Origin of the sequence: Burkholderia sp. BCC1047 (genome assembly GCF_902833155.1) — a bacterium.
GTDB classification, from domain to species: Bacteria; Pseudomonadota; Gammaproteobacteria; order Burkholderiales; family Burkholderiaceae; genus Burkholderia; species Burkholderia sola.
In genome coordinates this window covers 1-23,342 of record NZ_CADFEH010000056.1, presented here as the reverse complement: position 1 = coordinate 23,342, position 23,342 = coordinate 1, and the positions used below count along the sequence as shown (strand labels likewise).

Here is a 23,342-nt window from a genome sequence, read left to right as displayed (position 1 = left end):
GCCGTCCGGGCAACGTCACTGCACGCCCCGCAGCCGGTAGCCGACGCCGCGCATCACTTCCGGCATGCCCGGTGCGCCGGCCTGTTCGAGTTTCTTGCGCAGCCTGCAGATGTGGCTGTCGACCGTGCGTTCCAGCGCGCTCACGTCGGCCATGCACGCATCGAGCAACTCGCCGCGCGTGAACACGCGGCTCGGCGATCTCGCCATGTGCGCGAGCAGCCGGAACTCCGTCAGCGTCAGCGTGATCGGCACCTCGGTGTCAGCCGTGCGCACGCGGGTCAGATAACTGTCGGTATCGATCTCCAGGTCGCCGACGCGCAGCATGCGCAGGGTCGGCGGCGCGGCAGACCGGCGCAGGATCGCGCGCAACCGCGCGACGACCTCGGCCGGGTTGAACGGCTTGACGATGTAGTCGTCCGCGCCGGCGTGCAGCGCCTGCAGCCGGTCGAGGTCGCGATCGAACGCGGTGACGACGACGACGGGCGTGTTGTCGCGCCGCCGCAGCTCGGCGAGCACGTCCCAGCCGTTTTTATGCGGCATCTTCACGTCGAGCAGGATCAGGTCGGGCTTCAGGTGCGGCTGCATGTCGAGCACCGCTTGCCCGTCGGCGACGCGGTAGGTGCGAAAGCCGTCGCGTTTCAGGTACGCATCGAGGATGTCCGAGATGTCGGGCTCGTCTTCTGCAATCAGTATCAGGGAATTCGTCATGGAGTGTGCCGTGCGATGTCGAACAATCGGGGCGGCCCATTGCCGGGCGCGGGGCGCGCCGTTCCGCCACGCTGCTGCGCGGGCGGAGCGGCGCCGTTCGTTCAGTTCTGCACCACGTGCTTCGACGGTGCGACGTCCTGGTCCGTCAGGCCGCCGCCGAGGGCCTTGTACAGCGCAACGGCATTGCCGAGCTCGCTGCGGCGCAGGTCGAGCAGCGCCTGCCGTGCCGCATAGAGCTGCCGCTGCGAATCGAGCAACTCCAGCCGCCCCTCGACACCGGCGCGATAGCGCAGGTTCGACAGGTCGGTGCGGCGCTCGGCCGAGCCGACCACGCGCGTCTGCGCGTCGATCTGGCGGCCGAAGGTTTCCCGTCCGGCGATGCCGTCGGCCACTTCGCGGAACGCGGCCTGGATCGCGCGTTCGTATTCGGCGACCGCGCCGGACTTGCGCACTTCCGCGAGGCGCAGCTCGGCACGCAGCCGGCCGCCCTGGAAGATCGGCACCGTGACCTGCGGCGCGAAGCTCCATACGCGCTGCCCGCCGTCGAACAGGCTGCCCATCGCGGGGCTGAGGAAGCCGATCGACGACGTCAGCGACAGGCGCGGGAAGAACGCGGCGCGCGCGGCGCCGATGTCCGCATTCGCGGCGACGAGGTTTTGTTCGGCCTGCTGGATATCCGGGCGACGGAACAGCAGTTCGGACGGCAGGCCGGCCGGCAGTTGCGTCATCACCGGTTGCTGCTGCAGCGGCAGCGGCTCGGGCAGATCCTTCGGCAGTTCGGCGCCGACCAGCAGGCGCAACGCGTTGCGCGCCTGCTCGACGGCGCGCGTGCGCGCTTCGAGATCGGCCGTCGCGCTCGCGACCTGGCCTTCGGCCTGCGCGATGTCGACGCCGCTCGCCTGATGCGCTTCCTTCAGGCGGCGCGCGAGATCGAGCGACTGCCGCCAGTCGGCGAGCGTGCGCTCGGACAACTGGCGTTGCTCGTACGCGAGGCGTTCCGCGAAGTACGCGTCGGCCACGCCGCCGACGAGCGAGATCTGCACCGCGCGGCGGCCGTGATCGGTCGCGAGGTAGCGCGCGAACGCGGCATCCGACTGCGACTTCACGCGGCCGAACAGATCGATCTCGAACGCGCTGATACCGACGTTCACGCCGTACTGGTTCTGCGTCGTGCCGAACAGAGGCGGATTCGACTGGGTGTCGTCCGACGTACGCTGGCGCGTGAAGTTCGCGCCGGCGCCGATCGACGGCAGCCGCGCGGCGCGCTGGATGCCGTACTGCGCCTCGGCGGCCTCGACGTTCAGCGCCGCCACGCGCAGGTCGCGGTTGTTGTCGAGCGCGAGCTCGATCAGGCGCTGCAGGCGGCGGTCGCCGAACATCGTGCGCCAGCCGAGGTCGGCGGCGTTCGCGTCGCGATCGGCGGCCGCGGCGGCGGTGTAGGCCGTCGGCACCGGCATCGAGGGTTTGACGAGCGTCGGCGCGAGCGAGCAGGCCGACAGCGCGAGGACGAGGGGAAGAATAAGCAATCGCATGGCATCAACCTTCCTGTCCGTGAGTCGGGGCGGCCGGCTGCTTGCGGGAGGCCCGCCATGCGCCGATGCGCTCCTGGATGCTCATCACGAACACAAAGAAAACAGGGACGAAGAAAATGGCCAGGACCGTCGCGGTCACCATGCCGCCGAACACGCCGGTGCCGATCGCATGCTGCGTTTCGGCGCTGGCGCCGGTCGCGATCATCAGCGGCACGACGCCGAGGCCGAACGCGAGCGAGGTCATCAGGATCGGGCGCAGGCGCAGCTTCGACGCCTGCACGGCTGCCTCGATCAATCCCTTGCCTTCCTCGCGCAACTGCTTCGCGAACTCGACGATCAGGATCGCGTTTTTCGCGGACAGGCCGATCACGGTGATCATCCCGACCTTGAAGAACACGTCGTTCGGCAAGCCGCGCAGCAGCACCGCGCCGATCGCGCCGATCAGGCCGAGCGGCACCACCAGCATCACCGACAGCGGAATCGACCAGCTTTCGTACAGCGCGGCGAGCACCAGGAACACGACGATCATCGACAGCACCATCAGCATCGGCGCCTGCGACGCCGACTGGCGTTCCTGCAGCGACTGGCCGGTCCACTCGACCGCGAAGCCCGGCGGCAGTTGCGCGGCGAGCCGTTCCATCTCGGCCATCGCCGCGCCGCTCGACTGGCCGGGGGCGGCGGTGCCTGAGATCCGTGCGGACGGATAGCCCTTGAAGCGCACCATCTGCAGCGGCGTGTCGGCCCACACCGGGCGCACCACCTCGGACAGCGGCACCATGCCGCCGGCCGCGTTGCGCACGTACAGCTTCATCACGTTGTCGATCTGCATGCGCGCCGGCGCGTCGGCCTGAATGATCACCTGCTGCATGCGGCCCGCGTTCGGGAAGTCGTTCACGTAGGTCGAGCCCATCGCGGTCGACAGCGTGTCGCTGAGCGTCGTGAACGACACGCCGAGCGCCTGCGCCTTCGCGCGGTCGATCTCCAGGCGGATGCTCGTGCCGGCCGGCAGGCTGTCCGGGTACACGCCGGTCACGACCTTGCTTTGCGCGGCGAGTTCGAGCAGCTTGACTTCCGCTGCCTTGAGCGCGGCCGTGCCCTGGTTCGCGCGGTCTTCCAGGCGCATCGAGAAGCCCGAGCTGTTGCCGAGCTCGTCGATCGCCGGCGGCAGCAGGCTCATCACCGTGCCTTCGGTCACGCCGGCCATCGCCTGCTGCGCGAGCATGCCTTCCTCGAGCGTCGATGCGCCGCCGCGGTTCTTCCAGTCCTTCATCACGGACCAGTTGATCGCCGCGTTCGGACCCTGGCCCGAGAAGCCGTAGCCGATCACGGAAATGCTCGACTGGATTGCCGGACGCGAAGCAAGATGCTTCTCCAGCGTGTTGACCACGTCATGCGTGCGCTCGGCGGTAGCGTCCGCGGGCAGCAGAAAGCTGGTGATGAAATAGCCTTGGTCCTCGTCCGGCAGGAACGACGACGGCAGGCTGCGGAAACCGAACACCAGTGCGCCCGCGATTGCGACGAACACGAGCATCACGCGGCCGGTGCGGCCGACCAGGCGGCCGACGCGCGTCTCGTACCAGGTCGTCAGGCGATCGAAGCGGCGGTTGAACCAGCCGAAGAAGCCGCGCTTCTCGTGATGGCCCGGTGCGAGCGGCTTGAGCATCGTCGCGCACAGGGCCGGCGTGAGCGTCAGCGCCAGCAGCGCGGAGAACAGGATCGACACGGCCATCGACAGCGTGAACTGCTTGTAGATCACGCCGACCGAGCCGCTCGCCATCGCCATCGGCAGGAACACCGCGGTCAGCACCAGCGTGATGCCGATGATCGCGCCGGTGATTTCCTTCATCGCCTTCGATGTCGCGTCCTTCGGCGACAGTCCTTCCTCGGCCATCAGGCGCTCGACGTTCTCGACGACGACGATCGCATCGTCGACGATGATGCCGATCGCGAGCACCATGCCGAACATCGTCAGCACGTTGATCGAGAAGCCGGTCAGCAGCATCACCGCAAAGGTGCCGAGCATCGCGACCGGCGCGACGATGGCCGGGATCAGCGTATAGCGCACGTTCTGCAGGAACAGGTACATCACGAGGAACACGAGCACCATCGCCTCGAACAGCGTGGCCAGCACCTTCTCGATCGAGATCTTCACGAACGGCGACGTGTCGAGCGGGATCGAATAGCGCATGCCAGACGGCATCGACTTGCTCAGTTCAGCCATGCGCGTGCGGATCGCGTCCGCGGTCTTCACCGCGTTGGCGCCCGGTGCGAGCTGGACGCCGGCGAGGGTGGCCGGCTTGTTGTTCTCGCGGCTCACGAACATGTAGTTTTGCGAACCAAGTTCGACGCGCGCGACGTCGCCGAGCACGACCTTCGAGCCGTCCGCGTTCGCGCGCAGCACGACCTTCGCGAATTCCTCCGGCGTCGTGAGCTGACCTTGCGCGGTCAGCGGCACGGTCACGCGCTGGCCCGGCAGCGCGGGCAGCGCGCCGAGGCTGCCCGGCGCGATCTGCACGTTCTGCTGGCCGATCGCGGTCGTCAGGTCGTTCATCGACAGGCCGAAATTGATCAGCTTCTGCGGATCGACCCAGACGCGCATCGCGCGCTCGGAGCCGAATTGCAGCACACGCCCGACGCCGTCGATGCGCCGCAGCTCCTCGGACACGCTGCGCGCCATGTAGTCGGCGAGCGCGCCTTCGTCGAAGCGGCCGTTGTCGGAGCGCAGGCCGATCAGCATCAGGAAGCCGGACGATGCGGATTCGACGATCAGCCCGTTCTGGCGCACCGCGGCAGGCAGGCGCGGCTCGATCGACTTGATCTTGTTCTGCACGTCGACCTGCGCCATCTCAGGATTGGTGCCGGGCTTGAACGTGACGGTGATCTGCGCGCCGCCGGACGTGTCGGCCGACGATTCGAAGTACAGCAGGTTCTTGACGCCGGACAGTTCGCGCTCGATGAGGCTCAGCACGCCATCGTTCATCGTCTGCGGCGGGGCGCCCGGATAGGTCGCGGTGATCGTGACGGACGGCGGCGCGACCGACGGATAGCGCGCGACCGGCAATTGCGGGATCGCGATCAGCCCCGTCAGGATGATGAAGAGCGCGATCACCCACGCAAACACCGGGCGTCGGATAAAGAATTCAGCCATGGCTGGAGGCTCCTCGTGACTCAGTGCGCGGACGCGGTGGCGGCCGCGTCAGGCGACTTCCAGTCGGTCGCGGTGGCCGGCGCGCCGTCGGTCAGGCGTTCCATGCCTTCGACGACGATCTTCTGGCCGGCCTGCAGGCCAGACTTGATGCGGTAGCTGCGGTTCGTCAGTTCGCCGACTTCGACGGCCTTCAGGTGCGCGGTGCCCTTTGCGTCGAGCACCCACACCTGCGGCTTGCCGCCGGCGCGCACGATGGCCTGTTGCGGCACCATCACCGCGTTCGCGTAGTGCGCGCGCGGAATCCGGGCGCGCACGTACATGCCCGGCAGCAACTGGCGCTTCGGGTTGTCGACCAGCACGCGCAGCAACACGTCGCCGGTGCCCGGATCGACGTTGACGCCCGAGAACAGCATGCGGCCCTTCACGTCGTAGCGCGTGTCGTCGTCGCGCAGCACGTCGACCGGCAGGCCGTTGCGGTCCGACGCTTGCGGCTGCGACGCGAGCGCGCCGCGCAGCGCTTCGAGCGACGCGGCCGGCTGGCGCACGTCCACGTACACCTGGTCGATCTGCTGGATGCGCGCCATCGGCTGGCTGTCGCTGCTCGACACCAGCGCGCCTTCCGTCACGAGCGCCTGGTCGATGCGGCCGGCGATCGGCGCTTCCACGGTCGCGAACTTCAGGTCGAGCTGGCGGCGCGCGAGTGTCGCGCGGGCCTGCGCGACGTCGGCCGCGGCCTGGTCGCGTTGCGAGACGGCGTCGTCGTATACCTGGCGGCTGATCGCATCGGCCTCGACGAGCGGCTTGAAGCGTGCGGTCTGCACCTTCGCGCGTTCGAGCGCGGCCTGTGCCCGCTGCAGCGACGCGGCGGCGGTATCCATCTCGGCCTTGAACGGCGCCGGATTGATCTGGAACAGCGGCTGGCCCACGCGCACTTCGGTGCCTTGTTCGAACAGCCGGCGTTGCACGATGCCGCTCACCTGCGGCCGGATCTCGGCCACCCGCACGGCCGCGACGCGGCCCGGCAGGTCTTCGGTCACGTCGACGCGCGTGGCGGCCACGGTCATGGCCGCGACCGGAGTGGCCGGTGCGGCGGCCTGCTGCTCGGCCGGCCCGCAACCCGCCAGCATCGCCGCCACCAGCGCGCATACGGCGCCGTGGCAGCATCGTTTCTGATTCTTCATAGCGACTCCAGGAAGCGCAGGCAGCCCACTGCCTGCTTTGACGGGGCGGAGTGTGCTTGGATTAGTTGGGGGCTTTTATGCGGAAAGATGGAGATTCGATGGAGGCGGCGAAAGGCGCCGAAAGGAGGGGGAGCCGAAGCGGAACGCCCGGACGAACAGGGGGCGGCGCGGTGTTTCGGCTCGATGCGCGCGTCGGCTCGCGGTGGTGTTTGAAGATCGAGCCGGCAGGGCGGCCGGGCGGACTGGCCGACGAGGCGGTGCGTCTGCGCTGGCCGGCGACGACGGGACCGCTGGGCGCACACGTGCGCGACATGGCGCGAGCATCGCGTGATGGCGACGCGGATGGAGGTCAGCGAATGGGTCGCGCCATTTGACGCGTAGTCGCGCTACTGTTTTGCGCCGGCCTTCCGCAGTGCGTCCGCGGCATACGTGTTGTCGTGCGTCAGCGCGAGCTGAAGCAGCGACTGGCCGCGCCGGTCGACATGGTTCGGATTCGCGCCATGCGCGACGAGCAGCGGAATCAGCTCGAAGCGGTTGAACAGCGTCGCGAACCCCAGCGCGGTTTCGCCGGCGCCGTTCGTCTGGTCGATCGGGCAGTGCGTGTCGATCAGGCGCCGCGCGATGTCGGGCTCGTTCCTGAACAGCGCGCCCATCAGCGCGGTGTTCCCGTGACGATCGCCGACGCACGCATCGGCGCCCGCCGACAACAGGTACTCGAGCGCCGCGGGCTGGCCGTCGTACGACGCGAGGATCACGGCCGTATAGCCGTGGCTGTCGGTCGCGTCGACCGGATAGCCGGCGTCGTGCAACGCACGCAGGATATCGACGCGGCCGACGCGCGCCGCGTCGAACCAGTCGTCGTCATAGCGGCGCAGCGCGGCAGGGTCGGCCTTGCCGTACGTCGGCCGGTCGGGCAGGTGCGCGCAGCCGGCGAGCGCGGCCAGCGCGAGCGCCGCCGCGGCCGCGCGAATCGCGTGGGTGAAGCGTTCGGTTCGCATGGGGAAGTCCTGATGAAATGGCCGGGCCGACGTGCGCGGCGTGAGCGCACACGTCGGCCGCGGCCGGTGTCGCGAGATCAGTTGTCGCTCAGCTTCGCCGCGAGCGACTGCACTTGCTGGACGTTCGCGTGAACGGCCTGCGCGAGACGCGTGCCGTAGTCGGCGTCGGCCTTGTAGAAGTACGACAGCATCGCGTACTGGTTCTGCGCGTTCCTCACCTGGCCGAGATCGCCGGACAGTGCGGTGACGAGGTCGTCCTTGTCCTGCTGCGACAGGCTGCGGTAGTACTCGCCCGCCTGACGGAACGGCAGCTTCTTGCGGATCGCTTCCTGCTGCGTCGTGCCGCTCAGCGCCATGCGGACCGACTTGTACTGCGGATCCTGCGCGAGTTCGTTCAGCGTCGACGGTTCGTAATTGACCTCGCCCTTGCGGTCGCCGGCATTCATCTTGCCGTCCTGGTTGTTGTTGACGACCGGCACGACCGGGCGGTTGATCGGCAGATCCATGTAGTTCGCGCCGAGCCGATACAGCTGCGTGTCGGCGTACGCGAACAGGCGATCCTGCAGCATCCGGTCTTCGGACGGTTCGATCCCCGGCACGAGCCGCGACGGCGCGAACGCCGATTCCTCGGTCGACTGGAAGTAGTTGTCGGGCACGCGGTTGAGCGTCATCGTGCCGATCTTGCGTTCAGGTACGCCGGTCCACACCTTCGTGTCGTCGAGCGCGTCGAAGTCGAAGCGGTTCAGGTCCTTCGGCGTGAGCACCTGCACGTACAGGTCCCACTTCGGGAAATCGCCCTGTTTCAACGCGCCGTACAGGTCGTTCGTCATCAGGTTCCAGTCGCGGCCGATCGACGCGGGAATCTCTTGCGGGCGCAAGCCGTGCACGCCTTGCTGGCTCTTCCAGTGGAACTTCACGTAATGCACGTCGCCTTGCGCATTGACGAACTTGAACGCATGCACCGCGAAGCCGTCCATGCGGCGATACGAATCGGGCATGCCTTCGTCCGTGTACAGCCGCGTCAGCATGTGGGTCGCTTCGGGCGTGTGCGCGAAGAAGTCGAACGCGAGGTTCGGGTCCTGCACGCCGGTCACGGCGCTCGGCTTGTTCGCGTGCACGAAGTCGGGGAACTTGATGCCGTCGCGAATGAAGAACACCGGCCAGTTGATGCCGACCATGTCCCAGTTGCCCTGCTGCGTATAGAACTTCACCGCGAAGCCGCGCGGGTCGCGCGCCTGCTCCGGCGAGCCGCGATAGCCCATCACGGTGGAGAAGCGCACGAACACCGGCGTGCGGGTGCCCGGCGTGAAGACTTTCGCTTTCGTCAGGTCGGAGATGTCGGCGCTCGGCACGAACTCGCCGAACGCGCCGGTGCCGCGCGCATGCACGACGCGTTCCGGAATGCGTTCGCGATCGAAGCGCTGCAGCTTCTCGATCAGCGCGGAGTCCTGCAGCAGTACCGGGCCGGCCGGGCCGGCCGTTTGCGAATTCTGGTTGTCGCCGACGGGCGCGCCAGTGTCGCGCGTGAGTTCGGCGGCGTACGGAGAGGCGGAGAGTGCGACGCAGATCGCGGCGACTGCGTGCCGCAGCACGCGATGGGAGGATGAGGACATGACGATGGAACTCCTTGAATCCGATCGGTGGTGGGGAAGCCGACTGAATTAGAAGAGATCGTCAGACGATTGGCTAATTGATATTCGATATGTTTTCGATAGCCGTGGGGCGATGCGGTGCGAGCCTGTTTGTTGCGCAAGAAACCAAGCCGTATTGTTGCGCGCGCAATGAGTTATTGCCGGATTGTTTCGATAAGGATGATGTATCGGCCGTGCATGATTTTCGGCCGCGCCGTCAACCGGCGCTTGCCTGCCATCCGAGCCCGAGGCTCTTCTGCACCGACACATAGTCCTTGATCAGTTCGGCCTGCCCGGCGATCACGTTCTGCTGCGCGGACAGCGCTTCGCGTTGCGTATCGAGCAGGTCGATCATCGACGCGACGCCCGCGCGATAGCGCTGGTCCATCAGCGTGCGCGAATGCACGGCCGACGTCTGCACCTTCGTCAATGCGACGACGTGCTTGCGCTGATGCCCGTAACGCTGCAGTGCGGTATTGGCGTCCTGCAACGCACCGAGCACGGCCTTCTGATAATTCGCTTCCGCTTCGTCGCGCGACGCTTCGGCTGCGCGCACCGCGCCGCGCGTGCGTCCGAAGTCGAGAATGTTCCATTGCAGATACGGTGCGCCGACCCACGTGAAATTCTGCTTGCGGAACAAATGGCCGGGGTCGGTCGCGCTGAAGCCGAGATCGCCGAGCAACGTCACCTTCGGGAAATAGTCGGCGACGTGTTCGCCGATCTGCGCATTGCTCGATGCGAGCCGGCGTTCGGCCGCGCGGATGTCGGGGCGCTGTTTCAGCAGCGTGGCCGGATCGCCGATTGCGACGCTGCCGGGCAGCGTCGGCAATGCGGCGTCCGGGGTCGACAGCGCGGCGTCGAGCGCGCCCGGCGCGCGGCCCGTCAGGATCGCGAGCCGGTCGAGCGATTCGGTCACCTGGGCATCGAGCGGGATCAACGACGCACGCGTGTTCTCGACCTGGGTCGTCAGCCGCTCGATGTCCGCATCGGCCGCGACGCCGCGCGCGCGCCGTTGCCGCGTGAGTTCGAGCATCTGCTGCTGCAATTGCGCGGTGCGCCGCGACAACGCAAGCCGTTGCTGCTGGTCGCGCAGGTCGACGTACGCATTCGCGACTTCGGCCGCGATCGACACCTGCGTGTCGGCGAGATCGGCATCGACGGCCTCGGCTTGCGCGGACGCGGCTTCGACCGCGCGGCGCGTGCCGCCGAACAGGTCGATTTCCCACGTCGCGTCGAAGCCCGCCGAATAGAGTTGCAGCGGGCCCGCGCCGCCGAGCGACGGCGACGTGCCGCCCGATTGTTCCGAGCCGTTCGACGGCAGCAGCGAGCCGAGCGCGCCGACGTCCGGTTCGCGCATGCGGATGGCCGCGACGGTGGCCGACGATTTCGGCATCTGCGCGGCGCGCTGTTGCGAGAGCTGCGCGCGCGCCGCGCGCAAGCGCGCCTGCGCGGCGTGCAGATCGGGGTTGTACACGAGCGCGGCTACGATCAGCTCGTCGAGCTGGCGATCGTTCAACGCGTGCCACCAGGCGCTCGGCGCGGGCGCGGCGGTGTCGACGCCGGTGGCCGGCGCACGCACGAAGGTCGGCGCATCCGGCGCGGCGGGCGCGCCGCGGTAGTCGGGGCCGACCGTGCAGCCGGCGAGCAGGCACGCGGCCGCGCACAGGGTGAGCGCGGGGCGGCGGGGCAGGGAGAAGGATTTCATCGCGTATGACGGGTCAATGGCCGGACGACATCGGTTGCGGGCCGCGCGGCGGCGTTCTCAGCAGCAGCGCGAGCGGCACGCAGGCGAGCAGCGCGAGGCCCAGCAGATAGAAGGTTTCTGAATAGGTCATGACGACGGCCTGGATCTGGATCTGCCGCGCGAGCTGGCCGAGCGCGCGCATGTTCGAATACGCGAGATCGCCGGTGTGCGCGAACCAGTTGGCCGCATAGGCCGACAGGCGATCCTGACCGATCGGCGAGTTCGCGCTCACCGATTCGCGCAGCACGGCCGTATGGAAGGTCGTGCGGCGGTCGATCACGGTGCCGATGATCGCGAGCCCGATCGAGCCGCCGAGATTGCGCGCCATGTTGTAGAGCCCGGCCGCGTCGCCCGAGTCTTCGCGCGCGACGGCCGCCATCGACGCCTGGTTGAGCGGCATCATCGCGAGCATCTGCGCGAGGCCGCGAATCAGTTGCGACCACACGAAATCGTGGCCGACGCTCTGCGCGGTCAGGCTGATGTCGAGCATGCAGCTCAGGCAGAACAGCAGCAGCCCGGTGATCACGAGGATGCGGAAATCGACCTTGCCGAGCAGGCGCGGCAGGATCGGCATCACCAGAAAGGCCGGCAGCCCCGACAGCAGCATGATCGCGCCGGCCTGTTCCGCGTTGTAGCCGGCGACGATCGCGAGGAACTGCGGCAGCAGGTAGGACACGCCGTACAGCCCGGCGCCCACCGCGGACACGATCACGATCACGCTCGCGTAACGCGGGTTGCGCATCAGCGACAGCCGCATGATCGGCCGCTTCGCGAAGCGCTGCGACAGCGCGATCAGGACCATCCCGACGAACGACACGACGCTCAGCGTGACGATCATCTGCGATTCGAACCAGCGTTCGCGCTGACCTTCCTCGAGCACGACGGTCAGCGAGCTCAGGCCGATCGCGAGGCCGAGGATGCCGAGCCAGTCCGCGTTGAAGAACGCACTCCATTGCGGGCGGTCCGACGGCAGGCCGAACACCAGCAGCGCCATCAGCAGCAGGCACACGGGCAGGTTCAGGAAGAAGCACCAGCTCCAGTTCACGTTTTCCGCGAGCCAGCCGCCGAGCACTGGGCCGAACAGCGGCCCGAGCAGCACGATCAGGCCGAACAGCGTCATCCCGACCGGCAACTGCGACAGCGGCAGGCGGGTGCGGATGATCGTCTGCGCGGTCGGGATCAGCGCGCCGCCGGTGAAGCCTTGGCCGATCCGGCCGGCGATCATCATCGGCAGCGAATGCGACCAGCCGCACATCATCGAGAACGCGATGAACAGCGCGGAGTTCGTCAGCAGGAAATTGCGCAGCCCGAACACGCGCGTGAGCCACGCGGCGAGCGGGATCATCACGATTTCCGACATCAGGTAGCCGGTCGAGATCCACGTGCCTTCGGTGCCGGTCGCGCCGATTTCGCCCTGGATCTGCGGCAGCGCGGAATTCGTGATCGAGATGTCGAGCGTCGCCATCAGCGCGCCGAGCGCGCCGGCCGCGACCGCGATCCAGTCGGTCACGCTCGCGCGGCCTTCGTGCGGCGGCATGGGGATCGTGGCGGGCGTATCAGCCATGATGCTGCTCGTCGCGCACCGAGCGCGTATCGACGTCGACCGTCACCGACAGCCCGGGCAACAGCATGCGTTGCGCGCGCGCGTTCGCGGCGAGGCGGATGCGCACCGGCACGCGCTGGACGATCTTCGTGAAGTTGCCGGTCGCGTTCTCCGGCGGCAGCAGCGCGAACTGCGCGCCGGTGCCGGGCGCGAAGCTGTCGACGACGCCGGACAGCGGGCCGTCCGGCAGCGCGTCGACGTGCAGCTCGACGGGCTGGCCGATGCGCATGTTGCCGATCTGCGTTTCCTTGAAGTTCGCGACGAGATAGATCGAATCGACCGGCACGACGGTCAGCAGCCGCGTGCCGGGCTGCACGTATTGGCCGACGCGCACCGTGCGGTCGCCGACGCGGCCCGCGAGCGTGCTGCGCACGATCGTGTTGTCGAGGTCGAGCTGCGCCTGCGCGGCGCTGGCCTGCGCGGCCTCGAGCTGCGCGCGCGCCTGCTGGAGTTGCGCGGTGAACGACGCGATCTGCGTGCGGGCGGCGGCGATGGACGCGTTGTTCGCGGCGAGCGTCGCCGCCGCCTGGTCGCGCGTGCTCTTCAGGTCGGCCACGCGTTCGTGCGTTTCGGCGCCGGTCGCCGCGAGCGGCGCATAGCGCGTGTATTCGTCGCTCGCATGCTGCGCGTTGATGCGCGACACCTTCGCCTGCGCGTCGGCCTGGTCGAGATTCGCGCGCTGCTGGCTGATGTCGGCCTCGGCGCGCGCGATATCGGCGCGACGGGCGTCGACGGTCGCCTGCGCTTGCGCGAGCGCCACCTGGTACTGGCGGACATCGAGCCGTACGAGCGGATCGCCGGCCTTCACGGGCTGGTTGTCGCGCACGTAGACGTCGGTCACGTAGCCGGCAACCTTCGGTGCGGCGGTCATGCTGTCCGCCTGCAGGTACGCGTCGTTGGTGCTTTCGATGAAGCGGCCGACCGTCCACCAGCGGCCGAGCCACACCGCGCCGCCGACAGCCGCGAGCACGGCGACCGCGAGCAGGACGCGCCGCCTCGTTCCGCCGTTGCCGGTGCGAGGTTTTGTTCCGTTTTCCTGACGATCTGCTTTCTGTGGCGGGTCTTGTGGCGTCGACATGCGGGATCCAATTTATTCCAAGTGGAAGAATTATTCCAGTTGATAAAATTGTGTCAAGTAGAATATCGATCGAGCGAATGACGAGGAAGGCATGAACGAAGCGAAGAAGCTGCGCCGCACGTCGGCGGGCGGCTACGCGCGCGGCGACGAAACGCGCCAGCGGATCATCGAGGCGGCGATCGAACTGTTCGGCGAACGCGGGTTCGCGGGCGCGTCGACGCGCGAGATCGCCGCGATGGCGGGCGTGAACGCGCCGGCGCTCCAGTACTACTTCGAGAACAAGGAAGGCGTGTACCGCGCGTGCGTCGAGACGATCGCCGAGCACGGCTGGCAGGTGTTCGCGCCGGCGGTCGGCCATGCGCGTGCGATGCTCGACGCCCACGCGAGCGTCGATGCGCTGATCGATGCGTTCATCGGGCTGCTGCGGGCGCTGTCGGACCGGATGTTCACCGCGCCGAAGACGATGAACCAGCGGATGTTCTTCGCGCGCGAGCAGGGCGGCCAGGAACCGGCGAGCGCGAGCGAAATCCTGATGAAGCGCATGCGCAAGCCGCTGAACGACGTGAGCGCGGAGCTGATCGGCCGCATCTCGGGGCGGCCGGCCGACGATCCCGTCACGCGATTGCGCGCGCTGAGCCTGTTCGGGCAGATCACGGTGTTCCACATCGCACAGCGTTCGGCGCTGCAGTTGCTCGAATGGGACGCGTTCGAGGGCGAACGCGCGGCGTTGGTGACCGACACGATTGCCGACCAGACGCGCGTGCTGCTCGAGCAATGGCATGCGCAGCGCGATGCGGGGGCCGCTGGTCCGGAAACCGCCGCGAAGCGCGGGCAGGGTGCCGCGGCGAAACGCCGTGCGGCGAAGCCGGGGGCCGCACCGCCCGCCGCGAAAAGCACGGCGCGCGTGAAGAAGCCTGCCGCGCGTTGAGCGCCGCCGGTCACCGGCCCCGGGCGATCGCGATCATCCCGGCTTGCGCTCCGCTGCGTCGGGCGACGGCGGCCGGGCCGCCGGTTCGGCGGTATTCTGCGCGTCTGGGCGCGCGTCGTTGTCATCGCGGCCGACGGGCCGCGACCCGTCCGCATAGGCCACGACGCTGCGCTGCGGATTGGCGATCCGGATCCCGCGTTCGCGGAACGTCTCCGCGATCCGCCGGTTGAATTCGCGCTGCACGCTCCAGCGCGCCGAGTCCGTGCACTGGATCTGTCCGGCCAGCGCGAGCGCCGCGCCGTCGACCTGGTCGATGCCCCAGTAGCTGAAGTCCGACAGGATGCCGTCGTGGTACTTCGGATCGTCGCGCAACGCGGCGCCGATTTCCTTCAGCGTCGCGATCGCACGCTCGACGTCCTCGCCGTACGCGATGCTGACCTTGACGGCCGCGTTGCCGAGCCCGCGATTCGTGTTGTTGACGGTCGTCACCGAGCTGAACGGGATCGTGTACAGCGACCCGTCGCCGGCGCGCAGCCGCACGGTGCGGATCGACAGGTATTCGACCGTCCCCGACACCCCGGCGAGCGTGACCCAGTCGCCGACCTGCATCGCGTTTTCCATCAGCAGGAAGATCCCGGTGATGAAATCCTGCACGAGCTTCTGCGAGCCGAAACCGAGCGCGACGCCGAAGATGCTGGCGCCGGCCAGCAGCGGGCCGACGTTTACGCCGAGTTCGCTGAGGCCGGTCAGCACGACGACGAGCGCGATCATCACGAACAGCAGCGAGCGCAGCATCGGCAGCAGCGTACGCAGCCGCGCGGCGCGCACCAGGTTGCCTTCGCGCGTCCAGCGTTGCAGCCGGCGCTCGATCGCGATGTTGGCCGCTTCCCACACGACGAGCGCGACGATCGCCGCGATCGCGATCGTCACCAGCGCGGACGCGAGCCGGTGGCCGATCGTGCCCGTCTCGAATGCGCGGAAGATCGGCACGCCCCAGATCTGCAGTAGCAGCACGACGGTCACGACGCCGATCGCGCCCGACACGATCTGGCGCAGCAGCGGGTAGTAGCGGTATGCGTGCAGATGAACGAGCGTGCGATCGTCGTCGCGGCGCTGGAACAGCCGCGCGAGCGCGCCGAACACGACGATCGACACCATCCGCATCGCGATCATCACGGCGATCGACCGGCCGCCGAGCGCGATCAGTACGCGGTAGCCGTTGTGGACGTCGAGCGCCCACACGAACCACAGCGCCATCACGATGAAGACCGATACGGGCGCCCACGCGTCCGCGAGCGCGTTGCCGACGACGGTGAAGGTCGGACGATCCGCGCCGGCGGCGCGGATGCGTGCCGCGACCGGCCGGCGGCACTGCAGGATCAGCACCGAGATCATCACGTGCCCGACGAGCGCGACGGCCTTCAGCAGCGCGACATGGCCGGCTTCGGTCAGGCCGAAGTTCGCGGCGATCTCGACGGCCGCCGTGCATGCACCGACCGCGATCACGATCCGCGCGATCGAGCGTTGCGCGAACGCGGCCCATGCGTCGCTGATATGCAGCAGCCGCAGCTGCCGCGCGTCGGGCTGGAAGAACAGCCGGCTGACGATCGTGACGAGCCGGCAGATCACGTAGGTGTCGATCAACGCTTCGAGCGCGGCTTCGATCGGCGTGTCGGCTTCGACGAGCAACGACATCGTCAGGCTCGCGACGCCGACGAACACGAGCAGCGGTACCGCGCGCAGCGCGAGACTGACGAGTGCGCGCGGCATCCGGTTCAGCAGCGTGGTGTGCCGGCGGGCGTGGCCTTGGCTTTGCGACGGCGGGGGCGCGGTGTCGGCAGTGTCTGCGGCTGCGGCGTCGGGCGGGGCGGCGATATCGGGCGGAGAGGATGTATCGGGCGGCGGCGCGTGGTCCTCGTCCGATGCGGCGGCATCGGGCACCGCGCGGCGCGCAGCCACCGCGGCCAGTGCGCGTCGCAGCAGCCGCTTCGCGAGCCATTCGACGACGAGCGCAGGCAGCAGCACCGCGACGAGGATGCCGAGCGTGCGCGTCAGGTCCGCACGCTCGTCGGCGCGCACGAGCTTGTCGCGCCACCAGCTTCCCACCGAACCGATATCGAGCAGCGAGCGCAGCGATTCCTGCAGCGCGTTGCCGAGCTGCGCGGCCCAGCGCGATCCCTGGCGGGCGAGCATCGATGCGAGCCCGTTCGACGTGAGCGCGGCCGGCGCCGCGGCAGCCGATGCACCGCTGGCTGCCGGCGCCGCACTTGCCGGCACGGCGGGCGCGCTCAACGCGCCGACGGCCGCGATCGCGCGCAGCGTCGTTTCGACCTGCGCACGCTCGCGCGGGTTTTCGAGCACATTCAGTGCCTGCCGCGCCTCTTGCGGCGTCAATGCGGGCGCGGCGCCGGAGGCGGCCGACGCGGCGGCCGGTGCGGGAGCGGCCGCGTGGGCGGCCGAGACGACGGCGGCGAGCAGCCAGCCGAGGAAGATATGTCGCATGGAGTGGGCATGCGGGTGCGTCTCGTCACGCGGCCCGCCAGACTGAACGATGGACGGAAGTTAACATGATCGCGATCGAAACCGAATAGTTCCGTCGCGGACGATTTGAATCGGGCATGAAGGCGCGGGCGCGGGCGTCGGCGGCGCATGCCGGCAAGCCGTGTGCCGGATACAGACGGTCGACCGTCCGATATCGAGAGGACCGTCCTGTTTGTCCGGTCGTAAGGCGTCTGTAACACGCGTTTGCCGGTGCCGGTCAGCGATGCGCCGCTGCATGAGTGTCCGTCCGGCCACGACCAACACTCGAATCGCATCATATGAATTGGGATTCCTGATGAATCACGCTTGCTCGTCGTGAAAGACCGGCAACACATGCTCGGCGATTTCCTCGATGACGTCGCGCACCGGCCGGTCCGATCCCGGGTTCAGCGCGACATGGTGCGTCCCGGCCGCGCGCATGTCACGCAGGATATCGACCAACGCGCGGCGCCCGGTCGCATAACCGAGCGGCAGCGCGGTGGCGGGCGTATCCGGATGAGCGGCGAGATCGAGCCGCATCGATACGCCGAACGCGCGAAATTGCGGCGACGCGAGCCGCTCGACCGCCGCGCGCCACATCGAATAGCGGGCGCGCTGCGTATCCGGATCGCGGTGATACGTCATCCAGCCGATCGAATGCCGGGCGATCCAGTCGACGCTCTGTCCGCCCGAGCCGACCGCCAGCATCGGCACCGCGTCGCCGTCGCGCGGCAGCAGCGTGAAGGCGGGCGCATCGGGTGGCGTCTGGTCGGGCAGCACGCGCGACGGCATGCCGAGCGCGGCCGCGACGACGTCCCAGTGCGCGCGATAGCGGTCGCGCCGCGTTTCCGCGTCGACGCCGAACGCCGCATATTCGGGTGGCCGGTCGCCGGAGCCGAGCCCGAGGATGAAGCGCCCGCCCGACAGCGTCGCGACCGACAGCGCGCCTTTCGCGATATGCAGCGGATGACGTAGCGGCAGCACGATCGCGCCGCTGGCGAGCGCGATCCGGCGGGTGCGCGACGCCAGTGCGCCGAGCAGTACCCACGGGTCGAGGTGGCCGACCGGGTCCGGATAGTCGGCGCTGTTCAGCGGCACGTCGCGAATCCACAGCGCGCGAAAGCCGAGCGAATCGGCCAGCGCGGCGAGTTCGAGTTGCTCGTTGAAGTCCGCGACGATGTGGCCGCCGCGAAGCAGCGGAAGCGTGAGGCCGATCGACAGCCGCCCGGACGAGAACACGCGATGCGCGACGTCGGGAGGGGCGGAAGCGGGTGGGGTCATGTCGGGTCCTTGGCGGCGAGGCAGCGGAAGCATGCGGGCGCTCCGTGTCCGAATGCTAGCGTGTTTGCGCGATGCACGAGCGGGACGGCGCAAACCCCGCGCTACCCGCTTCGCAACGCGAGACCCGGGCGGAACGCCGCGCATCGCGACGCGCGGTTGTCGCGATCGGTGCCGTAGAACAGCATGCGGTAGTCGATATCCGGCCCGTGCTTCGTGTCGGACAGGCAGCGAGTGCGGGTACCGGTCGGGCGGTGGCGCGCCGCGGGAAAGGGCAAGTCCGCGCGCACGCGCGCCGCCAATCGTGGGGCGATTGTAAGGCGACTGGCCGCCCTGCAACGCGCCAACCCGACGATACCGACGCCACCGCCGGTGCGTTTCAGTTTCGAAACATTCGCGCTTTCTGACGGGGCCGATGCCTGCCCGCGGCCCCCGATGTGCCCGCGCGGCCTTGCGGCATGAAGCATGGTGCGCTCCTTGCATGGTTGTATGCGCCGTGAGCGCGATCGCAGGTGCAGTTGGCCCGGCGATCGCTTCAGTGGGTCGGATGTATCGAAGACGGGGACAAGAGAATGAAAAAAGACCGAAACGCAACATGCGATGTTGCAAACATGAATCGCCGACCTGCCAGGGTATTCGCTTCGCCGCTGATCGCGGCGACGTGAGCGAGCGGCTTTCCGTTCCATCCGAACAATCGGGTTCGTTCCGAACGACGGCGTGCATGGGTGACGCACGCGTCCGACCAATGTCGGTCCGCCGTCCAGGATGAACCGCGAACGCAGGCGGATGGCCGCGGCCCGGATCCCGAATCGTCATGCCATGGCGCAACGCACACCGTCGCGCGGCGAATGCGTTTGCACGCCGCGCATGACATCGGCGCGACGAGCGCGACGAACGGGATCGGGTCGGGAAAGCCGATGACGCGCCGATGGGCGCGGCAGTGCGGAACACGTGAAGTCCGGGGGAGCGTCCGTCGATCGCGGTATGACGGACGTCGCAACATTGTGCTGTCAGTTGATCCACTACCCCGATGGATCAATTGTTTGAAGCGCCCGTCGCCGAGCGGCGATGGGCGTCTTTTTGCGTGCTGTTGCGTGCCGCGGCTTGCCGCGGCGGCAGCCCGCCCGATCGCACGGCGTTCTGTATCATGTGCTGGCGCGCGTGGCCGCCCGTGCGGGCGCACGACCTGCCCGCGCGACCGATCACGTTGCCAACATGAACGACACAGCCTTGCCCGACTCCTCCATCGCCGACGTCGATCCGGCCGCGCTCGATGCGCTGCACACGTTCGTCGAGCGTCATCCGCGCCTGCTCGTGCTGACCGGCGCGGGCATCAGCACCGATTCCGGCATTCCCGGCTACCGCGACCGCAACGGCCAATGGATGCGCTCGCCGCCGATCCAGCTCCAGGAATTCCTCGGCTCCGATGCCGCGCGACGCCGCTACTGGGCGCGCAGCATGATCGGCTGGCCCGTGGTCGGCCGCGCGCGGCCGAACGGGTCCCATGTCGCGCTGGCGCGGCTCGGCGGCGCGGGCCGGATCGAGCGTCTCGTCACGCAGAACGTCGACGGCCTGCATCAGCGCGCGGGCAGCGACGACGTGATCGAGCTGCATGGCGGCATCAACGGCGTGACCTGCCTCGACTGCGGCGCGCATCATGCGCGGGCGACGATCCAGACCGTGCTCGAAGCCGACAATCCCGAGCTGCTGGGCGCGCAGGCCGAGCCGGCCGCGGACGGCGACGCGCATCTCGAATGGGCCGCGCTCGATGCGTTCCGCATCCCGGCGTGCCCCGCGTGCGGCGGCCTGCTGAAGCCGGCGGTGGTGTTCTTCGGCGAGAACGTGCCGCGCGAGCGCGTGGCGCTGGCGTCGCAGGCGCTCGACGCGGCCGACGCGCTGCTCGTCGTCGGCTCGTCGCTGATGGTGTATTCCGGCTACCGGTTCTGCGTGTGGGCGCAGGCGCAGCACAAGCCGGTTGCCGCACTCAATCTCGGCCATACGCGCGCCGACCCGATGCTGACGCTGAAGGTCGAGGCGCGCTGCGCACCCGCGCTCGACGCACTGGTGACGCGGCTGGGGCTCGGGCGCAACAGCGACAGCGACACCGCGGAGCGTGCATCGTGACCGGCGCCGCTTCTTCTCACGATCCGTCCGCGCGGCTGTCGGCGCCGGCGGCCGAACGCAATCGCGGGCCGATCCTCGACGTGCTGCGCCGCGTGCTGCCGGCGAGCGGCAGCGTGCTCGAAATCGCGAGCGGCACAGGGCAGCACGTCGTCCACTTCGCGCAGGCGTTGCCCGGCCTGCACTGGCAGCCGAGCGATCCCGACGCGCAGGCGCGGCGTTCGATCGCCGCGTGGGTCGCGCATGCGGGCCTCGCGAACGTCGCCGGGCCGCTGGCGTTCGACGTGCGCGACACGCCGTGGCCGGTCGCCGCGCTCGACGCGATCGTCTGCATCAACATGATTCATATCTCGCCGTGGGCCTGTACGGAAGCGCTGTTCACGGGCGCGTCGCGGGTGCTGCGGCCGGGCGGCGTGCTGTTCCTGTACGGCCCGTACCGTCGCGAAGGCCGCCATACGGCGGCGTCGAACGAGGCCTTCGACCGGCAGTTGCGCAGCCGCGACCCGTCGTGGGGCGTGCGCGATCTCGAGACCGTCGTCGCGCTCGGGCTCGATCGCGGGCTCGACTGCATCGAGGTCGTCGAGATGCCGGCGAACAACCTGAGCGTCGCATTCCGGCGCCTGCCGGACGCGGAGCAATGACACGCAAGCGGGCAGCGCCGCCGGGTTTCCACTATCCTTTCGCCTGTGCGCGCGGCCCGGTTCGGGTCGCGCCCCGTTTTTTCCGGAGAATTGACTAATGGGCAAACAAGCAATCGGTGTGATCGGGCTCGCGGTGATGGGCCGCAATCTCGCACTCAATATCGAGAGCCGCGGTTACGCGGTGTCGGTGTTCAACCGCAGTCGCGAGAAAACCGACGAACTGATCGCCGAATTCCCCGGCCGCAATCTGGTGCCGACCTATACGCTCGAGGAATTCGTCGCGTCGCTCGAAACGCCGCGCCGGATCCTGATGATGGTGAAGGCCGGGGAAGCCACCGATGCGACGATCGCATCGCTGAAGCCGCTGCTCGAGAAGGGCGACGTGCTGATCGACGGCGGCAATACGCACTTCACCGACACGATCCGCCGCAACCAGGAACTCGCGCAGTCGGGCCTGCATTTCATCGGCACCGGCGTGTCGGGCGGCGAAGAGGGCGCGCTGCGCGGCCCGTCCATCATGCCGGGCGGCCAGCGCGACGCGTACGATCTCGTCGAGCCGATCCTCAAGCAGATCGCCGCGAAGGCGCCGTCGGACGGCGAGCCGTGCGTCGCGTACATGGGCCCGGACGGGGCGGGCCACTACGTGAAGATGGTCCACAACGGCATCGAATATGGCGACATGCAGCTGATCGCCGAAAGCTACTCGGTGCTGAAGGACGTCGCGGGCCTGACCAACGACGAACTCGGCGCGGTGTACACCGAATGGAACCAGGGCGAGCTCGACAGCTACCTGATCGAGATCACGTCGAAGATCTTCGGCAAGAAGGACGAAGAGACCGGCAAGCATCTCGTCGACGTGATCCTCGATCGCGCCGCGCAGAAGGGCACCGGCAAGTGGACGAGCCAGAACGCGCTGGATCTCGGCGTGCCGCTGCCGCTCATCACCGAATCGGTGTTCGCGCGCGTGCTGTCGTCGCTGAAGACGGAGCGCGTCGCCGCCAGCAAGATCCTGTCGGGCCCGGCCGCCGCGCCGTTCGACGGCGATCGCGCCGCGTTCGTCGAAGCGGTGCGTCGCGCGCTGTACCTGAGCAAGGTGATCTCGTACGCACAGGGCTTCGCGCAACTGCGCACGGCGTCGGAAGAATACGGCTGGAACCTCGATCTCGGGACGATCGCGAAGATCTTCCGCGCGGGCTGCATCATCCGTGCGCGCTTCCTGCAGAAGATCACCGACGCCTACGCGAAGGATCCGGCGCTCGCGAACCTGTTGCTCGATCCGTACTTCAAGGACATCGCCGCGAACTATCAGACCGCGCTGCGCGACGTCGTGGTGGCCGCGGTGAAGGCCGGCGTGCCGGTCCCGGCGTTCGCGTCGGCGGTCGCGTACTTCGACAGCTATCGTTCCGAGCGGCTGCCGGCGAACCTCGTGCAGGCGCAGCGCGACTTCTTCGGCGCGCACACGTTCGAGCGCACCGACAAGCCGGGCAGCTTCCACGCGAACTGGGCCTGACCGGCGGGCGGGGGCAGCATTGTTGCGAAAATCTATGCTCTGAATAGGGTTTTTCTATCCCGGATGCCAGCATTGTTGGCTCCGGGGAAACAGTGTTTTCGTTCTTTCATGGTTTTCCCTAGGTGCTGCCGGGACTAAACTCTGTTCCATCGCTGCAGACATGGTGTGTGCGGCGGAGCAAAAAAATCCCGGAGGTAATCATGAAATCGCTGATCGCAACGTTCGCTGCTGCTGCCGTCCTCACTGTCCCCGCCGTCTCGTTCGCCCAACAGAACGCGCCCGTCACCCGTGCCCAGGTGAAGGCCGAACTGGTTCAACTGCAACAGGCCGGCTACAAGCTGGGCAGCGACCGTACGAACTACCCGGAAGGCATCCAGGCCGCTGAAGCGCGTGTGAACCCGCAACAGAACGTCGCCGCCGCCGATACGACCGGCTACGGCGCACAACCGGCCGCCGGCCAGGAATCGGGCGTACCGGCTGCCGCCAAGACCGGCTGGCAAGTCAAGCGCATCGCCGACGGCGCACCGGTCTACAAGGGTCGTTAATGGTACGGCCGCGCTGGCGACCGCATCCGACCCCCTGTAGTACGAAAGCCCGTCGTTCCGCATAGCGGAACGACGGGCTTTTTCATGGGTGCGCCCGGCAGGGCGCACTTACTTGGAGGTGAAAGTCCTCTACTCGCCCGGCAAGGGGAAGAGTTAGCCGAAGGCAAGGGTTTCCC

General features: G+C 68.2%; 16 protein-coding genes. 5 read left to right on the top strand and 11 right to left on the bottom strand.

The window, feature by feature from the left end:
• Positions 1 to 15 precede the first annotated feature (15 nt).
• The 9 genes from HWX55_RS34265 to HWX55_RS34225 all read right to left on the bottom strand — a co-directional run bounded on the left by HWX55_RS34265 (position 16) and on the right by HWX55_RS34225 (position 13,623).
• On the bottom strand, positions 16 to 708 hold the full coding sequence (locus tag HWX55_RS34265; RefSeq protein WP_175978888.1) for a response regulator: 693 nt from the start codon (positions 706 to 708) through the stop codon (positions 16 to 18).
• Between the two features lie 101 nt (positions 709 to 809).
• Positions 810 to 2,240, bottom strand: coding sequence for an efflux transporter outer membrane subunit (locus tag HWX55_RS34260; RefSeq protein WP_175978887.1), 1,431 nt, complete (start codon positions 2,238 to 2,240; stop codon positions 810 to 812).
• A 4-nt stretch (positions 2,241 to 2,244) separates the two neighbouring features.
• Positions 2,245 to 5,388: a multidrug efflux RND transporter permease subunit gene (locus HWX55_RS34255; RefSeq protein ID WP_175978886.1), complete on the bottom strand. Its 3,144-nt coding sequence runs from the start codon at positions 5,386 to 5,388 to the stop codon at positions 2,245 to 2,247.
• 20 nt (positions 5,389 to 5,408) lie between these two features.
• Positions 5,409 to 6,569 (bottom strand): efflux RND transporter periplasmic adaptor subunit, encoded by a 1,161-nt coding sequence (locus HWX55_RS34250; RefSeq protein WP_175978885.1) that lies wholly within the window; start codon positions 6,567 to 6,569, stop codon positions 5,409 to 5,411.
• Positions 6,570 to 6,955: 386 nt separating this feature from the next.
• Entirely contained in the window at positions 6,956 to 7,567 is a 612-nt protein-coding gene (locus tag HWX55_RS34245; RefSeq protein ID WP_175978884.1) for an ankyrin repeat domain-containing protein, read from the bottom strand.
• 77 nt (positions 7,568 to 7,644) lie between these two features.
• Complete coding sequence (locus tag HWX55_RS34240) at positions 7,645 to 9,180, bottom strand: catalase (RefSeq protein ID WP_175978883.1); 1,536 nt, start codon at positions 9,178 to 9,180, stop codon at positions 7,645 to 7,647.
• Positions 9,181 to 9,415: 235 nt separating this feature from the next.
• Entirely contained in the window at positions 9,416 to 10,903 is a 1,488-nt protein-coding gene (locus tag HWX55_RS34235; RefSeq protein ID WP_175978882.1) for an efflux transporter outer membrane subunit, read from the bottom strand.
• A gap of 13 nt (positions 10,904 to 10,916) precedes the next feature.
• On the bottom strand, positions 10,917 to 12,506 hold the full coding sequence (locus tag HWX55_RS34230) for an MDR family MFS transporter (RefSeq protein ID WP_175978881.1): 1,590 nt from the start codon (positions 12,504 to 12,506) through the stop codon (positions 10,917 to 10,919).
• Positions 12,499 to 13,623: an HlyD family secretion protein gene (locus tag HWX55_RS34225; RefSeq protein WP_050011316.1), complete on the bottom strand. Its 1,125-nt coding sequence runs from the start codon at positions 13,621 to 13,623 to the stop codon at positions 12,499 to 12,501. Before HWX55_RS34225 ends, HWX55_RS34230 begins: the two co-directional genes overlap by 8 nt.
• A gap of 91 nt (positions 13,624 to 13,714) precedes the next feature.
• Here HWX55_RS34225 and HWX55_RS34220 point away from each other — a divergent pair, with 91 nt between their 5' ends.
• Entirely contained in the window at positions 13,715 to 14,551 is an 837-nt protein-coding gene (locus HWX55_RS34220) for a CerR family C-terminal domain-containing protein (RefSeq protein WP_050011315.1), read from the top strand.
• Positions 14,552 to 14,584: 33 nt separating this feature from the next.
• Here HWX55_RS34220 and HWX55_RS34215 read toward each other — a convergent pair whose 3' ends face one another.
• Positions 14,585 to 17,053 carry a mechanosensitive ion channel domain-containing protein gene (locus tag HWX55_RS34215; RefSeq protein WP_175978880.1) on the bottom strand — a complete coding sequence of 823 codons (2,469 nt, stop codon included), beginning with the start codon at positions 17,051 to 17,053 and terminating at the stop codon, positions 14,585 to 14,587.
• Positions 17,054 to 17,392: 339 nt separating this feature from the next.
• Entirely contained in the window at positions 17,393 to 18,352 is a 960-nt protein-coding gene (locus HWX55_RS34210; RefSeq protein WP_175978879.1) for an LLM class oxidoreductase, read from the bottom strand.
• A 1,212-nt stretch (positions 18,353 to 19,564) separates the two neighbouring features.
• Here HWX55_RS34210 and HWX55_RS34205 point away from each other — a divergent pair.
• From HWX55_RS34205 to HWX55_RS34190, 4 genes are all read left to right on the top strand, one after another.
• Positions 19,565 to 20,473 carry an NAD-dependent protein deacetylase gene (locus HWX55_RS34205; RefSeq protein ID WP_175978878.1) on the top strand — a complete coding sequence of 303 codons (909 nt, stop codon included), beginning with the start codon at positions 19,565 to 19,567 and terminating at the stop codon, positions 20,471 to 20,473.
• Complete coding sequence (locus HWX55_RS34200) at positions 20,470 to 21,111, top strand: DUF938 domain-containing protein (protein ID WP_175978877.1); 642 nt, start codon at positions 20,470 to 20,472, stop codon at positions 21,109 to 21,111. The genes HWX55_RS34205 and HWX55_RS34200 overlap by 4 nt, the downstream gene beginning before the upstream one ends.
• A 97-nt stretch (positions 21,112 to 21,208) precedes the next feature.
• Positions 21,209 to 22,621 carry an NADP-dependent phosphogluconate dehydrogenase gene (gndA, locus tag HWX55_RS34195; RefSeq protein WP_089489151.1) on the top strand — a complete coding sequence of 471 codons (1,413 nt, stop codon included), beginning with the start codon at positions 21,209 to 21,211 and terminating at the stop codon, positions 22,619 to 22,621.
• A gap of 200 nt (positions 22,622 to 22,821) precedes the next feature.
• Positions 22,822 to 23,166, top strand: coding sequence for a DUF4148 domain-containing protein (locus tag HWX55_RS34190; RefSeq protein ID WP_175978876.1), 345 nt, complete (start codon positions 22,822 to 22,824; stop codon positions 23,164 to 23,166).
• Positions 23,167 to 23,342: the final 176 nt, after the last annotated feature.

Coding starts and splice junctions, on each gene's coding strand:
- HWX55_RS34205 (WP_175978878.1), top strand. CDS start 19,565: ATGAACGACACAGCCTTGCCCGACTCCTCCATCGCCGACGTCGATCCG.
- HWX55_RS34215 (WP_175978880.1), bottom strand. CDS start 17,053: ATGCGACATATCTTCCTCGGCTGGCTGCTCGCCGCCGTCGTCTCGGCC.
- HWX55_RS34210 (WP_175978879.1), bottom strand. CDS start 18,352: ATGACCCCACCCGCTTCCGCCCCTCCCGACGTCGCGCATCGCGTGTTC.
- HWX55_RS34245 (WP_175978884.1), bottom strand. CDS start 7,567: ATGCGAACCGAACGCTTCACCCACGCGATTCGCGCGGCCGCGGCGGCG.
- gndA (WP_089489151.1), top strand. CDS start 21,209: ATGGGCAAACAAGCAATCGGTGTGATCGGGCTCGCGGTGATGGGCCGC.
- HWX55_RS34255 (WP_175978886.1), bottom strand. CDS start 5,388: ATGGCTGAATTCTTTATCCGACGCCCGGTGTTTGCGTGGGTGATCGCG.
- HWX55_RS34230 (WP_175978881.1), bottom strand. CDS start 12,506: ATGGCTGATACGCCCGCCACGATCCCCATGCCGCCGCACGAAGGCCGC.
- HWX55_RS34260 (WP_175978887.1), bottom strand. CDS start 2,240: ATGCGATTGCTTATTCTTCCCCTCGTCCTCGCGCTGTCGGCCTGCTCG.
- HWX55_RS34240 (WP_175978883.1), bottom strand. CDS start 9,180: ATGTCCTCATCCTCCCATCGCGTGCTGCGGCACGCAGTCGCCGCGATC.
- HWX55_RS34225 (WP_050011316.1), bottom strand. CDS start 13,623: ATGTCGACGCCACAAGACCCGCCACAGAAAGCAGATCGTCAGGAAAAC.
- HWX55_RS34250 (WP_175978885.1), bottom strand. CDS start 6,569: ATGAAGAATCAGAAACGATGCTGCCACGGCGCCGTATGCGCGCTGGTG.
- HWX55_RS34220 (WP_050011315.1), top strand. CDS start 13,715: ATGAACGAAGCGAAGAAGCTGCGCCGCACGTCGGCGGGCGGCTACGCG.
- HWX55_RS34190 (WP_175978876.1), top strand. CDS start 22,822: ATGAAATCGCTGATCGCAACGTTCGCTGCTGCTGCCGTCCTCACTGTC.
- HWX55_RS34235 (WP_175978882.1), bottom strand. CDS start 10,903: ATGAAATCCTTCTCCCTGCCCCGCCGCCCCGCGCTCACCCTGTGCGCG.
- HWX55_RS34265 (WP_175978888.1), bottom strand. CDS start 708: ATGACGAATTCCCTGATACTGATTGCAGAAGACGAGCCCGACATCTCG.